The sequence below is a fragment of the Corynebacterium sp. UMB10321 genome, assembly GCF_030228725.1.
GTDB classification, from domain to species: domain Bacteria; phylum Actinomycetota; class Actinomycetes; order Mycobacteriales; family Mycobacteriaceae; genus Corynebacterium; species Corynebacterium pseudogenitalium.
The window spans coordinates 81,407-95,797 of the sequence record NZ_JASOZC010000005.1; the positions used below are offsets into that span (position 1 = coordinate 81,407).

Annotated in this window: 12 protein-coding genes; 8 read left to right on the forward strand and 4 right to left on the reverse strand. The window is 58.6% G+C overall.

Annotated features, from left to right (window positions below):
• Positions 1-56 precede the first annotated feature (56 nt).
• Complete coding sequence (locus QP752_RS06460; protein WP_070479172.1) at positions 57-872, forward strand: DoxX family protein; 816 nt, start codon at positions 57-59, stop codon at positions 870-872.
• Between the two features lie 13 nt (positions 873-885).
• Here QP752_RS06460 and ilvD read toward each other — a convergent pair whose 3' ends face one another.
• From ilvD to QP752_RS06475, 3 genes are read right to left on the reverse strand one after another with little or no spacing between them, the layout of a single operon-like run.
• Positions 886-2,724 (reverse strand): dihydroxy-acid dehydratase, encoded by a 1,839-nt coding sequence (ilvD, locus tag QP752_RS06465; protein ID WP_070362582.1) that lies wholly within the window; start codon positions 2,722-2,724, stop codon positions 886-888.
• A 3-nt stretch (positions 2,725-2,727) separates the two neighbouring features.
• Positions 2,728-3,255 (reverse strand): PH domain-containing protein, encoded by a 528-nt coding sequence (locus QP752_RS06470; protein WP_256008505.1) that lies wholly within the window; start codon positions 3,253-3,255, stop codon positions 2,728-2,730.
• Positions 3,256-3,278: 23 nt separating this feature from the next.
• On the reverse strand, positions 3,279-4,712 hold the full coding sequence (locus QP752_RS06475; RefSeq protein WP_256042138.1) for a mechanosensitive ion channel family protein: 1,434 nt from the start codon (positions 4,710-4,712) through the stop codon (positions 3,279-3,281).
• Positions 4,713-4,953: 241 nt separating this feature from the next.
• Here QP752_RS06475 and QP752_RS06480 point away from each other — a divergent pair, with 241 nt between their 5' ends.
• Genes QP752_RS06480 through ilvC form a run of 3 tightly spaced genes read left to right on the forward strand, consistent with a single transcriptional unit; the run spans position 4,954 to position 8,422 of the window.
• Complete coding sequence (locus QP752_RS06480) at positions 4,954-6,828, forward strand: acetolactate synthase large subunit (protein ID WP_256008507.1); 1,875 nt, start codon at positions 4,954-4,956, stop codon at positions 6,826-6,828.
• Between the two features lies 1 nt (position 6,829).
• Positions 6,830-7,348, forward strand: a complete 519-nt coding sequence (ilvN, locus tag QP752_RS06485) for an acetolactate synthase small subunit (protein ID WP_070362578.1) — start codon at positions 6,830-6,832, stop codon at positions 7,346-7,348.
• 60 nt (positions 7,349-7,408) lie between these two features.
• Positions 7,409-8,422, forward strand: a complete 1,014-nt coding sequence (gene ilvC, locus QP752_RS06490; RefSeq protein WP_070362577.1) for a ketol-acid reductoisomerase — start codon at positions 7,409-7,411, stop codon at positions 8,420-8,422.
• Between the two features lie 71 nt (positions 8,423-8,493).
• Here ilvC and QP752_RS06495 read toward each other — a convergent pair whose 3' ends face one another.
• Positions 8,494-8,898 carry a hypothetical protein gene (locus QP752_RS06495; RefSeq protein WP_070362576.1) on the reverse strand — a complete coding sequence of 135 codons (405 nt, stop codon included), beginning with the start codon at positions 8,896-8,898 and terminating at the stop codon, positions 8,494-8,496.
• 99 nt (positions 8,899-8,997) lie between these two features.
• On the opposite strand from QP752_RS06495, the gene QP752_RS06500 reads away from it, so the two are divergent.
• From QP752_RS06500 to serA, 4 genes are read left to right on the forward strand one after another with little or no spacing between them, the layout of a single operon-like run.
• On the forward strand, positions 8,998-9,906 hold the full coding sequence (locus tag QP752_RS06500) for a cation diffusion facilitator family transporter (RefSeq protein WP_070362575.1): 909 nt from the start codon (positions 8,998-9,000) through the stop codon (positions 9,904-9,906).
• 21 nt (positions 9,907-9,927) lie between these two features.
• Complete coding sequence (locus QP752_RS06505; protein ID WP_256008509.1) at positions 9,928-11,811, forward strand: DUF262 domain-containing protein; 1,884 nt, start codon at positions 9,928-9,930, stop codon at positions 11,809-11,811.
• Positions 11,777-12,691, forward strand: a complete 915-nt coding sequence (locus tag QP752_RS06510; protein WP_256008510.1) for a hypothetical protein — start codon at positions 11,777-11,779, stop codon at positions 12,689-12,691. The genes QP752_RS06505 and QP752_RS06510 overlap by 35 nt, the downstream gene beginning before the upstream one ends.
• Positions 12,692-12,747: 56 nt before the next feature.
• Positions 12,748-14,334, forward strand: coding sequence for a phosphoglycerate dehydrogenase (serA, locus tag QP752_RS06515; protein WP_070362573.1), 1,587 nt, complete (start codon positions 12,748-12,750; stop codon positions 14,332-14,334).
• Positions 14,335-14,391 lie beyond the last annotated feature (57 nt).

Here is a 14,391-nt window from a genome sequence, read left to right on the forward strand (position 1 = left end):
GTGGCGCGCCGACGTACAGCCTCGTAATCGGGCAGATTTGTTCTAGATTGCTAGGCATGACTGATAAAAACTTGCGCGATGCTACACCCGAGGATGTAAGTGGACTCGAAGGCATTCCTGAGTTTCAGGGATCGGCTCGAGGCGACTCGGCTCAGGGAATCTATTCGATGACGGGGAAGGCTGCTCCCACTGAGGTGTTTCCAAACGCCGACGCTCCGGGCGGCTTCGATGTCACACCGGCGACCGAAACGGTTGTTGCCAACAACACGCTCGATTCGGTGCCGACGACCTATGCGCAACCAGATGTTGCCGCTGACTCTGACCTGGAAGAGGAGAAGGTTGAGCACGCAAAGCGCGGTACGCTCGACTTTGGCTTGCTGATTGCGCGCCTTACCTTCGGGCTCGCGCTCATCCTGCAAGCGATTGCGGTGTTCTTCCGTCTAGGCGATTCGGCTGGTATCGGTGGGCTGGAAGCAGAATTTGCTGCGCAGGGCTACGCATTTACCGACGGCCTGGCTATCATCCTGCCGACGTTGCAGCTCGCCGCAGGTGTCTTCTTGCTGCTAGGGCTGTTGACGCCAGTTGCAGCGATGGTGGGCATCGCAGTTACTGGCTTTGCCGTTTTACACAGCATTGTTGTGAGCGGAGTTGGCCTGAACGTGTTCGAGTGGGAACCAGCAACAGTCTTGGCAGCAGTGCTTTTCGGTGTGGTGCTCGCGCTGCAGTTTGCTGGCCCTGGCCTGTACGGCGTCGACGCGACCCGCTCGTGGGCGCGCCGACCACTGGCAAGCTCCTGGATTTTCGCAGTCCTTGGGTTAGCCGCAGCTGGTGCGCTGTGGTGGTTCGGCGCCGGGGTAAACCCGCTCGCCTAACCACGACTGCCCGCTAGTCGAGCTGGCGGACGGCGCCCTTGTCGGCGGACGTTGCCATCTTTGCGTACACCTTGAGAGCCTTCGACACTTCGCGGACACGATTTGGTGTCCACGGGTGCTCGGAGGCTTCCATTGCTTCACGGCGCTTTTCCAGGACGTCTTCGTCGACATCGAGGGTGAGCTCGCGTCGAGACACTGAGATCGAAACGGTATCGCCGTTTTCGATCAGGCCGATGAGGCCACCGTGGGCAGCCTCGGGTGAGATGTGTCCGATGGAAAGTCCTGACGTGCCGCCGGAGAATCGGCCGTCGGTAATCAGGGCGCACTTCGTGCCCAGTCCGGCACCTTTCAAGAAGGAAGTGGGGTGAAGCATCTCCTGCATGCCTGGCCCACCCGCGGGTCCTTCGTAGCGGATCACGACAACCTCACCCTCAAGTACTTCGTGTGCCAAGATCATCGACACCGCCTGCTCTTGCGAGTCCACAACATGCGCCGGTCCCGAGAACTCCCAGAGACCTTCTTCAACACCTGCAGTTTTGAGGATCGCGCCGTCCGGAGCAAGGTTGCCACGCAGGACGACCAAGCCGCCGTCAGAAGTAAACGGGTGGTCGACATCGTGGATCACGCCACGGATGGCATCGGTATCCAGGCTCGGCCACCGCGCTGACTGCGAGCATGCCTGCGTGGTTCGCTTGCCACCCGGCGCGGCGTGGAAGAGTTCGATGGCTTCTTCACATACGCCGGTGCCACGGATATCCCAGTCCTTGAGCCACTCGTGGAGGGAGTCGTAGACAATTGAGTGCACGTCCTCGTGTAGCAGTCCGCCGCGGTGGAGCTCGCCGAGAATTGCTGGGATGCCTCCGGCGCGGTGGACATCTTCGACGTGGGCTGTGCCGTTTGGAGCAACCTTTGACAGGCACGGGATGTGGTGGGACAGGTCGTCGATATCCGCGAGTGAGAAGTTCACCTCGCCCTCTTGCGCGGCCGCAAGGATGTGCAGAATCGTGTTCGTCGATCCACCCATGGCCATGTCGAGGGCCATTGCGTTGCGGAACGCGTGCACGGTTGCGATCTCGCGCGGCAACACTGAGGTGTCGCCCTCTCCGTAGTAGCGGTTGCACAGGTCAACGATGGTGGCGCCAGCTTTTTCGAACAGCTCACGGCGCGCTGTGTGCGTGGCCAGAGTGGTGCCGTTGCCAGGCAGTGAAAGGCCGAGCGCTTCGGTAAGGCAGTTCATGGAGTTAGCGGTGAACATGCCGGAGCACGATCCACAGGTAGGGCAGGCGCCTTCGACGATGGCATCGAGTTCGTTATCAGAGACAGCATCGTTTGCGGAAAGCGCGATGGCGTCAACAAGGTCGGAGGCTGGCTTTTCGACGCCACCAACGTTAATTGGCTTGCCTGATTCCATCGGGCCGCCGGAGACGAAAACCGTAGGGATGTTGAGCCGCAAAGAAGCATTCAGCATGCCCGGTGTGATCTTGTCACAGTTGGAGATGCATACCATTGCGTCGACGGTGTGGGCGTTGACCATGTACTCCACCGAATCCGCGATGATCTCGCGGCTGGGCAGGGAGTAGAGCATACCGGAATGACCCATGGCGATACCGTCGTCGACGGCGATGGTGTTGAATTCTTTCGGCACACCGCCGGCGGCGCGTACAGCTTCCGCAACAATTTCCCCTACCTCTTTGAGGTGCACGTGGCCAGGAACGAACTGCGTGTATGAGTTGACGATGGCAACAATCGGCTTGCCGAACTCATTTTCTTCTGTACCGGTTGCTCGCCATAGTGCACGTGCGCCTGCAGCTTGGCGGCCAATGGTTGTGACTCGTGAGCGGAGAGGGATCACGGCTTACTCCTTTGTACGTGGCGCGGGCTCGGGCCGTGGCCCGGGCAGATCAGGGTGTGCCTTGACGTATTCGTCGTAGGCTTCTCGCGACATTAATACTTTATTGCCGTCTTTGTTGATGATTTCATATTTTCCGTCGGCGGCTTCCTGCGCCTGCGTGATGACGTCCGTGATTCGGCCCCGGGAAGCTTCTGCAAGTTCCGGTAGCATATTAAAGGTCACGCCGGGCATGGTGTGCGATGCCCCGTCAAGAGTTGTGGCCTTCGCCTTCGCACCCTGAAATGCAATTCCCGCCAGGTCAGACCAGGCGATGGTCACGTTTGGCTTCACCATGTACCGCAGAGCAATGCCACGTTCGCTGATCGTGGTGGAGGCGGTGAAGATCCAGAGCAACCACGCGAGCGGAATGAGCAGCAGCCAGCCAAGAATGAGCGGAGCCCAGGAAATTCCGATCAACGCGATGCCTGTCATGAGGACAACCGCAATGACGTGTTGTTTGCTAGGGCGAAAGGTGGTGGGCGAGTCAGTCATGCAAGTTATGCTAGCCAATCTTGTTACGGCTGCGGGAGTTGCTCCTTATCGACGTCCACTTCGTCCGTCGCCGTCTCTTCCTGAGTAGCTGGCGTGGCCACCGGTTCCGGTCGTTCGTATGTGGATGTTTCGGACGTCCAATCAGATGATTCCGACTCGGTCGTTGTGGATGAAGGCGTGGTTGCTTCGGTGGTTGGCGTGGCTGTTGGAATAGTAGTGGTGACGTCGGACGTGGGGATCTCTTCTTGGGTGGCAGGCATGGGGGCGCTCGTGGATGCAACCGGCCGGGCAGGTGGCGCCCAAACACCGGAATTTGCGTTGCTTTCCTCCGCGGGTTGCAACATGAGGCCGCGGACAATGAGCAAAATGGCGAACCCCGCGAGGAGGAACGCTGTGGACATACGCATAATTCCGCGGAATACGCGCTTCGGTTCAGGTGCGTCGTCATCAGTAAGCGTCAAGTCATCAACTGCTGCCGGATCTTGGGCCACTGGGTCTGTCGCCGGCAGCTTTTGCGTCTGAGGAAAGGACTCTGGAATACGCTCTGTGGGCGTTTGCGCATCGAAGTGCCTGGTCGGTTGTTCCAAACCTTGCACCAGTGCGCCCTCGAATGTTGTTGCCGCGCCGTACTCGTTCCAAAACTCGTCGAGGATCGCCATGCGGATTGCGCGCTCCACCTTCCACTGCATCAATGGTTGAGTGCGAACCATCACGCGCATATCCACGGTCCATGAGCTTCCGACAGTTGCGGGGGCGTTCACCGCTACTGCGGGTTGTACTTCGACCTCGTCGATGGTGGCGTCGGCAATGTCGGGTTGCGCAATCGCGCGCTGCGCCGCGGCGAGGGTCCTCTTCAACGCTTCTTCCGCAGACGTTGAACCGAGCAGTGGGACAGGAATGACGACGACCGCGCTGGACCAGTAGTTGGATTGGTTGATGCATATGCGTGCCGTCGAGTTCGGAATAGAGATGGTCGATTGCTCGATGGTGCGGATTTGAGTTGCGCGCATTGTAATCTGAATGACCTCACCGGAGACGTCAATCCCGTTGCCCTGAAATGCGACGTAGTCGCCCACACCAAACTGCTTTTCGCTGAGGATGAAGAAACCCGCCAGGAAATCCGCGATGATATTCTGTGCGCCAAAACCGATGGCTGCCGATACAACCGTTGCGGGGATCGCGGCACCGGCGAGTGAAAAGCCGAGTTGTTGCAGTGCAAAGACGAAAATCAAGAAGTAGGCAACCATCTGGGCGATGTATACCCCGACGCCCACGATTGCTAGGCGGCCCTTCGATTCGTCCGTCTCACCAGACTCTTTGACCTGCCGCTCAGCGTGACGGTTGAGGAAACGCCCTGCTCGTGGTACTAAAAATGCGAGGGTGAGCAGGAGCGCGAGATTGATGCCAGTCTCGGCGAACCAGCGCCAGATCTGTTCGGCTATGTATGACAACGGCATAGTTTTTGAATATTAATCCGAATCCCTCACATTTCCCTGTGGAATGTGTATGATTCAACGCATGATCATTTCGCGTGTACTAGTCATTCTTATTCCGCACCGGCGCTTGCCGTAGCGGACTGCTTGCCTAGTCAGTCGCGAACTCAAGCGCCCTCGACAGCCACACGGCTTGGTCGGGGGCTTTTGTTTTAGATCTGATTCGATATTTGCTGTTAATTGAAACACTAAGGAGCTCGACATCGTGGTTGCTTCACACAAGCCCCCGACGAATGCATCGACGCAGCCTGGTGATGAGCGCACCGCGCCGCTCATCACCGGTGCCGACGCTGTCGTTCGCAGTCTTGAGGAGCTAGGTACCGAGATTGTCTTTGGCCTCCCCGGTGGCGCGGTGCTTCCTCTCTACGACGCACTGTTTGCAGCGAAGAAGCTGCGGCACGTGCTGGTTCGACATGAGCAAGGTGCAGGCCATGCTGCCGAAGGGTACGCGGTGGCATCCGGAAAGGTCGGTGTGTGCATCGCCACTTCCGGGCCGGGGGCCACAAACCTTGTCACACCGATCGGTGACGCTTATCTGGACTCTGTGCCGATGGTCGCCATCACCGGCCAGGTAGGTTCGTCAATGATCGGAACCGACGCGTTCCAAGAGGCGGACATTCGTGGCATCACTATGCCGATTACGAAACACAACATCATGGTCACGGACGTCAACGAGATCCCGAGTGTGATTGCAACTGCATTCCACATCGCATCTAGTGGCCGTCCGGGTCCGGTGCTCGTGGACATCCCGAAGGATGTTCAGGCACAGCTCATGGAGTTCTCGTGGCCGCCGAAACTGCTCGAGACTGGGTATGTTCCCGCTGACGAGCCGCTCAGCGAACAGGTAATGAAGGCTGCGGAGCGAATCTCGCAGGCGAAGCGGCCGGTGTTGTATATCGGTGGTGGCGTCGTCAAGTCTGCTGCGAACAAGGAGCTGCTTGAGCTTGTCGAGGCCACTGGCATCCCAGTGGTGACTACCTTGATGGCGTTGGGCGCATTCCCGCAGGACCAACCGTGCTACATGGGCATGCCTGGCATGCACGGCACCGTGCCGGCGGTTGGTGCCCTGCAGGAAGCGGATCTCCTGATCGCAATCGGAACCAGGTTTGATGACCGCGTGACCGGTGACGTTGACACCTTCGCGCCTCACGCAGACACGATTCACGCTGACATCGACCCGGCGGAGATCGGGAAGATTCGTCCAGTTGATGTGCCGATCGTCGGTGATGCGAAGAAGGTGCTTGCTCAGCTCACTGCAGCGTTTACAGGCTCGCCGAATACTCCGGCGCCGAAGATAGACGCCTGGATGGAGCGGCTTCAGGATCTCCAGGAGCGGTTCCCGCGTGGGTACGACAAGCAAGACGATGGGAAGCTTTCTCCGCAGTTTGTGATCGAGATGCTGTCGAAGACCGTCGGAAAGGATGCGATTTACGCGTCCGGCGTTGGCCAGCACCAGATGTGGTCAGCGCAGTTCCTGGACTTCGATAAACCTCGTCACTGGTTGAGCTCCGGCGGCGCCGGCACCATGGGGTATGCGGTGCCAGCCGCTATGGGTGCGAAGGCTGCGATGCCCGATAAAGAGGTATGGGCCGTCGACGGTGATGGTTGTTTCCAGATGACGAACCAGGAGATCACCACCGCGGCGATGGAGGGCTTGCCAATCAAGGTCTGCCTGATTAACAACGGCAACCTCGGCATGGTCCGCCAGTGGCAAACGTTGTTCTATGAAGGCAACTACTCGCACACCAAGCTCGGTGGGGAAGAGGCATACGTCCCTGACTTTGTGAAGCTCTCTGAGGCACTCGGGGCGCAGGCTGTTCGCGTCACGAAGGAAGAGGACGTCGTCCCCGCGATTGAGTGGGCGCGCGGTATCAATGATCGGCCGGTCGTAGTTGAGTTCATCGTCGGCGAGGACGCACAGGTTTGGCCGATGGTCGCTGCGGGCGCTTCGAACTCAGACATGCAGTACGCGCTCGGGATGCGGCCGTTCTTCGACATGGAGGAATCCGCCGCGGAAACCCCAGAAGCAATTCACGAAGTGTTGACGACACTCGAAGATGAAACAGAGGGAGCGAAATAAGATGGCACCAGTGCAAACAATCACTCGGCATAGGCTGTCGGTGCTTGTGCAGGATGTCGATGGCATCATTACGCGCGTATCCGCTCTGTTTACGCGCCGTGGCTACAACATGGTCTCGCTTGTGTCGGCAAGCACTGAGACCGAAGGCATCAACCGGCTGACCATCGTGGTCGATGCGAGCGAGTACTCCGTTGGGCAGATCCAGAAGCAGCTCAACAAGCTCGTCCAGGTTATTAAAGTCCAGAGGCTTGACGACGACGCCACCGTCGCCCGATCGATGATGCTGGTCAAGGTGAGCGCGGACAACAGTAACAGGCCGCAGGTCGTGGATGCCGCGAACATCTTCCGCGCACGTGTCGTCGACGTCTCGCCCGAGTCCCTCGTGATTGAAGCGACGGGCACGCCCGCAAAGCTGCGGGCGTTGCTTGAAGTACTCGAGCCTTTCGGAATTCGCGAGCTTGCGAGTTCCGGTGATGTCGCGCTTTCGCGCGGCGCCGAAACAATGGCATCGCAATCCTAAGCGCGACGCTATTAACTCCGATATATTTCTCCATACGCATAAAGAAAGGTGAGCCGACTCATGGCTATTGAAGTTTTTTACGACCAGGATGCAGACCTGTCCATCATCCAGGGAAAGAAAGTTGCAGTAATCGGCTATGGATCGCAGGGCCACGCGCACGCGCAGAACTTGCGTGAATCCGGCGTCGATGTTGTGATCGGCCTGCGTGAGGGCTCGAAGAGCGCGGAAAAGGCCAAGGAGGCTGGCTTCGAGGTCAAGAGCAACGCTGATGCTTCCGCATGGGCGGACGTCATCATGTTGCTGGCACCGGATACTTCCCAGGCAGAAATCTTCCGCAACGATATTGAGCCAAACCTGAAGGCTGGCGACGCCCTGTTCTTCGGTCACGGCCTGAACATCCACTTCAACCTGATTGAACCAGCGGACGACATCATCGTGGGCATGGTTGCGCCGAAGGGCCCGGGCCACTTGGTGCGTCGTACGTTTACAGAAGGCAAGGGCGTGCCGTGCCTGATTGCTGTCGAGCAGGACCCGGAGGGCAATGGCCGCGACCTGGCACTCTCGTACGCTGCAGCAATCGGTGGTGCTCGTGCCGGTGTCATCCCGACGACCTTCGAAGCTGAAACCGTCACCGACCTGTTCGGAGAGCAGGCCGTTCTGTGCGGTGGCCTGGAGGATCTCATCATGACGGGCTTCGATGTCCTCGTCGAGGCTGGTTACGAGCCAGAAATGGCGTACTTCGAGTGCCTGCACGAGATGAAGCTGATCGTGGATCTGATCTACGAAGGCGGCATGGCGAACATGAACTACTCCATCTCCGATACCGCAGAGTTCGGTGGCTACCTGTCTGGTCCGCGCCTCATCGACGAGGGCGTTAAGGACCGCATGCGTGACGTGCTGCGTGATATCCAGGATGGCACCTTCACCAAGCGCCTCGTTGAGAACGTGAAGAACGGTAACAAGGAGCTGGAGGACCTGCGCGCCAAGGTCTCCTCGCACCCGATTGAGAAGACCGGCAAGGAACTGCGCTCGATGATGAGCTGGGTGCAGAACCCGCTGAATGAGACCGCCTAGGCTTTCTCATAACGTAAAAACTGGGAGCGACCCAACAGAAGGGCCGCTCCCAGTTTTGTTTGTGCTTTGCGCTATTGCGCTGGTGCCGTCTCGGATTCGGGTGCGTCGCTAAGGACTTCGTCGAGATTCACTGTGGTAGTGACTTCTTCCGGCACTGTCGGTTCGGAAGCGTCAGTGTTCGTCTCGGTAGCAGGCTCAACCGTTTCCGTGGTGTCTTCTGTCATCGTGGTGGTGATATCGACGGTTTCAGTTGCCGTCACGCTGGGCTGGTTGTTGTTGAATTCTTCTTCACTTTGGCCGCCGGCGAACAGGGACCACAGTAGCCATGCGAGAAGGAGGAAGACGAGGATGCCAAGGAGCCACTTCCACCAACCGCCGTTCTGCGGAGTTGGCTCGGATGGAGCGGGAAGGTGGCGTCGCTCCTCTGGTATCTCGAGTGGGGGGTTGTTTGGGGTTTCGTGTGGTTGCTGAGTCACGTGTTTCCTTTCTTTTTGGTCCAGGCTAGCAAAAATCGTTCTGATTGCTTCCGAAGTTGCCCGCTTTACCGATATTAAAAGGTGGATTAGAATTACGGCATGTCGCATAGCCAGGACCACGCTCACACTCACGACCACGATCACGTCGGCGACGCGCCACTGCGTGCCCTGCTGATCGCGCTGGGAGTCACCAGCGTGGTCTTTTTCGCAGAATTGATCGGTGGCTGGCTCACCGGTTCGATGGCGCTGATGGCCGATGCCATGCACATGCTGTCGGACGCTGCTGGACTGATCATTGCGGTGATCGCCGTGGTGATAGGGAAGCGGGCAGCCTCGATGAAGGCCACGTATGGATATCGGCGCGTTGAAGTACTGGCCGCGGCGACCAACGCGCTGACGGTGCTTGTGATTTCTGTCTGGATCGTGGTGCAGGCCATTCGTCGAATCTCTGCACCTACTGAGATTGACACGGCACCGATGATGGTGATCGCCCTCATTGGCTTGGTCGCAAACGCGGTATCTGCGTGGGTGCTGCATAGCCAAAGGGAAAACTCCGTCAACGTTGAGGGCGCGTTTTTGCACGTACTTGTGGACATGCTCGGTTCGGTTGCGGTGCTCGTCGCCGGTGCGGTGATTGCTTTTACTGGCAGCCAGCTGCCGGACGTTATCGCTTCCTTCTTGATCGCGGCGTTGGTGTTGCCACGGGCGTGGTCGCTGCTCCGTCACTCCCTCCAGGTGCTACTGGAGCAGGTCCCTCCGGGATTCGATGTTGAGAGCGTCGAACCGGCCCTGCGAGCAATTGCCGGTGTGGTGGATATCCATGACTTGCACCTGTGGTCGCTCGATGGGGTGTCCGTATTGGCGACGGTTCACGTGGTTAAGCACCCTGGTGAGCAAGGAGCCCGTGTTCTCGACGACGCCCAAGAAGTATTGCGTGAGCTGGGGATTGAGCATTCCACGATCCAGGTGGAGCTGCCCGAACACCGCGGCCACGAGAATGTTTGTTGATTCTGTTCTAAAGTATGACTTATGGGTTTTACTACGCCAAGCTATTCACTCAAGGATCTCTTCGCGCGGGCTGAGCGCGGAGAGCTGCAGCTACCCGATTTTCAGCGCGAGTATATCTGGGATGTTGACCGCATTCGCACCCTGGTTACCTCAGTCTTGCGCGGCTATCCAATCGGCTCGTTCCTCGCGTTGGATACACGCGGGACACCGATGCGATTTCGCCCGCGCCCGCTCGAAGGGCTCGAGCCGAGCGTCAAGGAACCGCAACCGGGGTTGTTGCTTCTCGACGGCCAGCAGCGCCTCACTTCGCTGTACCACGCATTTAAGGGCGACGGCATCGTCCCGACCGTAGACTTCCTTGGTCGACGCATTCACCGCCAGTTCTTTGTGGATGTGCGGACGGCCGTCTCTGCCGATCCAATGCCGGTTGAAGCAGTCTTCGCTGTTGACGAAGAAGGCCAGATCCGTTCGCACTTTGGACCGGATATTCCGGAGGGCATCCGGAACCGGGAGGACATGCTGAAGCACGGTGTCGTGCCGGTGTCGCTGTTGCTCTGGAAAGAGGGCAATGACCTGCTTTTAGACATGGCGGCGGATGCCGAGGATCATGAAATGCGCGACGCGGTCAAGCTCTTCCTGAACGAAGTCATGCGCTGGATGCCGGCCTACGATGTTCCAGTGATCCGCATTGACCGGGAGACCTCGCAGATTGGCGTTGGCCAAATCTTCGCCCACGCAAACTCGGCGGGTGTCCAGATGGATGTTTTCGAGTTGCTGACGGCCATGTTTGCTACGCAAGATCCTGACTTTTTGCTTGCTGAGCATTGGCGGGGCGTCGAAAAGCAGTTGCGCGAGTACCCAGCTTTGGATGACATTGGGCGCATTGAATTCCTCCGCGCGATGTCACTTTTGCTGACGAGTCGGCATGGACACGCTGTTGGACACCGCGGCGACATCTTGAACCTTTCCCTCGATGACTACCGCCAGCATGCGCAAGAAATGGCGGATGCGTTTAAGGCGGCGGCTGAGTTTATGGCTGAGCGTTGTATTCTCAGCGTGGATCAGGTCCCGTACACCTCGCAGATTGTGCCACTGGCTACGATTTTGGCGCGTTTGGCAGAGCATCCGCAGTGGGACCGTAGCCAGGAGTCGAAGGACCGTCTCAACCGCTGGTACTGGTCGGGGGTGTTTGGAGAGCTCTACGGTGCGCACGCACCGACGATCCGTGCGGGCCTCGACGTTACCGAGGTCACCCCGTGGGTGCTGCAAGAGACTGACGCGACGCCACGTACAGTGTCCGACGCCACGTTCTCGGAGTCTCGTTTGCTTACGGCGACGGAGGAAAGCGGTGTCTACCGCGGACTGTACGCACTGCTGATGGCACGCGGCGCGCTCGACTGGAGGACAGGAAAGCCGTTCAACCGGGAGACGTTTGCGGAGCTGCAGCCGTACTTCAACACTGTGTTCCCTCCTGCGTTTTGTGACGACATTGGCGCTGACCCAGTCGTTGCGCAGTCGGTGCTCAACCGCACCCCGATGGGCAAGCGCACGGATGTGCTGATTGAGGACAATCAGCCGAAGCGCTACATTCCGCGCCTGCAGTCGAAGTCGCTCATGGACGACGACGAGTTTGATGAAGTCCTCGAAGGACATGAGATGACGCCAATTTTCTTGCTGAACTCTCAGTGGACGGAGTTCTTGGCGGATCGTCGCGAACGTTTCGTCGGGATTGTCGAGTATGCGCTTGATAAGGCCGTGATCCGCGATATTGATGGCCCACTTGAGTCAGAGGTTGATTTCTCTGAAGAGCCCGAACCAGAAGCAGAACCTGCACCAGCTGCTGAAGATCCTGAGTTTGAGGCGCCAGAAGTTGAGCAGGAAGAGCCGGAAGGCGAAGAGGATTAAGCAGGTTGGGATACGGCAGCGTTGCCTCGCATTGTTGTGCGCGGCAACGCTGCTTGTTGCTTGCTCGCCAGAGCAACAATTAGGCCCGCTGGGAGAGGCGAGGAAAGTCAACCAGTCGCGCCATGTATCAGCGATGTTTGAGCAGCATCCTGTCGTGTTAGCAGACCGGACGGGGCTTGCATCGTTGCAGTATTTCTTCCGTGCTTCCGAGACGCTAGTGGTGTCGGATCCTTCAGTAGAAGCACAGCTGCGAGCTGCCTCAATCGCCGTTGTTGCCCACGCCCCGATGTTGGTCTACGACCCGAACCGACACAACGAGATTCTGCAAGAAACCGAGCGTTTACATACCTATACGGTGCTTACGGTTGGTGATGTGCCACTGGCGCAAACCACTGGACGGATGCGTGTGTACCGCGACCCGGGTGGGCGGGGAGCTTTAGGCCCGATGACGTCGCTGATGTTTGAGGAACGATTGATATCCTCACCCGAGTCTGCTGCGCAGGAAGTGGCGAAGTTGCGCTCGCGTGAGCCGACCTGGCTGAGAGCCGCATGGGCGGACCCTGCCGTGATGAAGGGGGCGCAGGCAAGACCATTCCCGATTCTCTCCCGCAGGGATGCCGATATGGCTCCGTTGGTTGTGGCGACGGCGAATACTTCGATTGCCGCGATTGCGAATGCGCGCAGCTTTGGGGCGAAGGTTGTCTTCGTGGATGAGCCGGACCCGAGAGCATCCTTTGAAACACTATTTGCTCTTGCAGGGTTAGCGGACGGCCCGCTCGTTGCACTTGGAACCGATTTCGGGACCAGCGACGAGCTATCGCGCAGGATTTCGCAAGCGGAAGAAAAGTATCAGGCTAACCGCAGGACAACCGGTAACTGACCTATTAAGGTGTTCGGGGTATCCACTCTGTTTGATTCTCAGGAGACCCCATTCTTATGTCGAAACCTGTTGTCCTCATCGCCGATAAACTTTCCCAGTCAACCGTTGACGCACTTGGCGACGCGGTGGAAGTCCAGTGGGTAGATGGCCCAAACCGTGAGGCGCTGCTCGCGGCAGTCCCCGCCGCGGACGCACTGCTTGTTCGCTCCGCAACGACGGTCGATCGTGAGGTGATCGAAGCAGGTGCAAACCTTAAGATTATCGGCCGCGCTGGTGTTGGTCTTGACAACGTTGATATTCCGGCGGCAACCGAGCACGGTGTGATGGTTGCTAACGCCCCGACCTCGAATATTCACTCAGCCTGTGAGCACGCAATCGCACTGCTGCTTTCTACCGCTCGCCAGATTCCGGCAGCTGATTCCACGCTGCGTAATGGTGAGTGGAAGCGTTCGGCGTTTAAAGGCACCGAGATCTTCGGCAAGACCGTAGGCATTGTCGGCTTCGGGCACATTGGCCAGCTGTTCGCGCACCGTCTGTCTGCGTTCGAAACCACGATCGTCGCATACGACCCTTACGCGAACCCTGCGCGTGCAGCGCAGATGGGTGTCGAGCTCGTCGAGCTCGAGGAGCTGATGGCTCGTGCAGATTTTGTGACGATCCACTTGCCAAAGACGAAAGAAACTGCAGGCATGTTCAATGCGGAGCTGCTTTCTAAGGCCAAGCCGGGACAGATCATTATCAATGCGGCCCGCGGTGGCCTCGTTGATGAGCAGGCGCTTGCTGACGCCATCAAGTCTGGCCACATTCGTGGTGCAGGTTTCGACGTGTATGCAACCGAGCCGTGCACGGATTCGCCGCTGTTCGAACTCGAAGAGGTCGTCGTAACGCCGCACCTTGGCGCATCTACGGCTGAGGCGCAGGACCGCGCGGGTACTGACGTTGCGGATTCTGTGTTGAAGGCACTGGCCGGCGAGTTCGTCGCTGATGCTGTCAACGTTGCTGGTGGCAACGCGGGCGAGGAGGTAGCTCGTTGGCTCGACTTGTCGCGCAAGCTTGGGCTGCTTGCAGGCAAGCTACTGGAAGAGGCTCCGGTATCGCTGAAGGTGACGGCTCGCGGTGAGCTGTCCACGGAGGAAGTCAACCTGCTGGGCCTGTCTGCTGTGCGCGGTCTGTTCTCGGGCATCGTCGATGAGCCTGTGACGTTTGTGAACGCACCTGCTATCGCTGAGGCCCGCGGATTGAGCTATACGGTCGAGACAGAGACTGAAGCACTGACGCACCGCAGTGCGCTCGAGGTCCAGGCCGTTGGGGCAGAAGGGCAGACCGCTACGGTGACTGGCGCGCTGACGAGCCTGGAGGGCGTTGAGAAGATCGTTCGCATCAATGGTCGCGGTGTAGACATGCGTGCGGAAGGCCGCAACTTGTTCTTCCGCTACACCGATGTCCCTGGAGCGCTCGGAAAGGTGGGTTCGCAGCTTGGTGCGCACGATATCAATATCGATGCTGCCGCGCTGACTCGCACCACGAAGGGCGACGGTGCAGTGCTCATCCTGCGCGTGGATAAGGAAGTTCCAGAGCAGCTCGAGGAGCAGATCGCGCAGTCTATCGACGCCACTTCGATCCAGCTCGATTTGGATTCCTAAAGGCGGTTCCCTCACGGGCGGACAGTGTTACACTAAACGCACTGTCCGTCTGGTGAG

Excerpts from the sequence above, each read along its gene's own strand:
- QP752_RS06460 (WP_070479172.1), top strand. The coding sequence starts at position 57 with ATGACTGATAAAAACTTGCGCGATGCTACACCCGAGGATGTAAGTGGA.
- QP752_RS06470 (WP_256008505.1), bottom strand. The coding sequence starts at position 3,255 with ATGACTGACTCGCCCACCACCTTTCGCCCTAGCAAACAACACGTCATT.
- QP752_RS06475 (WP_256042138.1), bottom strand. The coding sequence starts at position 4,712 with ATGCCGTTGTCATACATAGCCGAACAGATCTGGCGCTGGTTCGCCGAG.
- ilvN (WP_070362578.1), top strand. The coding sequence starts at position 6,830 with ATGGCACCAGTGCAAACAATCACTCGGCATAGGCTGTCGGTGCTTGTG.
- ilvC (WP_070362577.1), top strand. The coding sequence starts at position 7,409 with ATGGCTATTGAAGTTTTTTACGACCAGGATGCAGACCTGTCCATCATC.
- QP752_RS06500 (WP_070362575.1), top strand. The coding sequence starts at position 8,998 with ATGTCGCATAGCCAGGACCACGCTCACACTCACGACCACGATCACGTC.
- QP752_RS06505 (WP_256008509.1), top strand. The coding sequence starts at position 9,928 with ATGGGTTTTACTACGCCAAGCTATTCACTCAAGGATCTCTTCGCGCGG.
- serA (WP_070362573.1), top strand. The coding sequence starts at position 12,748 with ATGTCGAAACCTGTTGTCCTCATCGCCGATAAACTTTCCCAGTCAACC.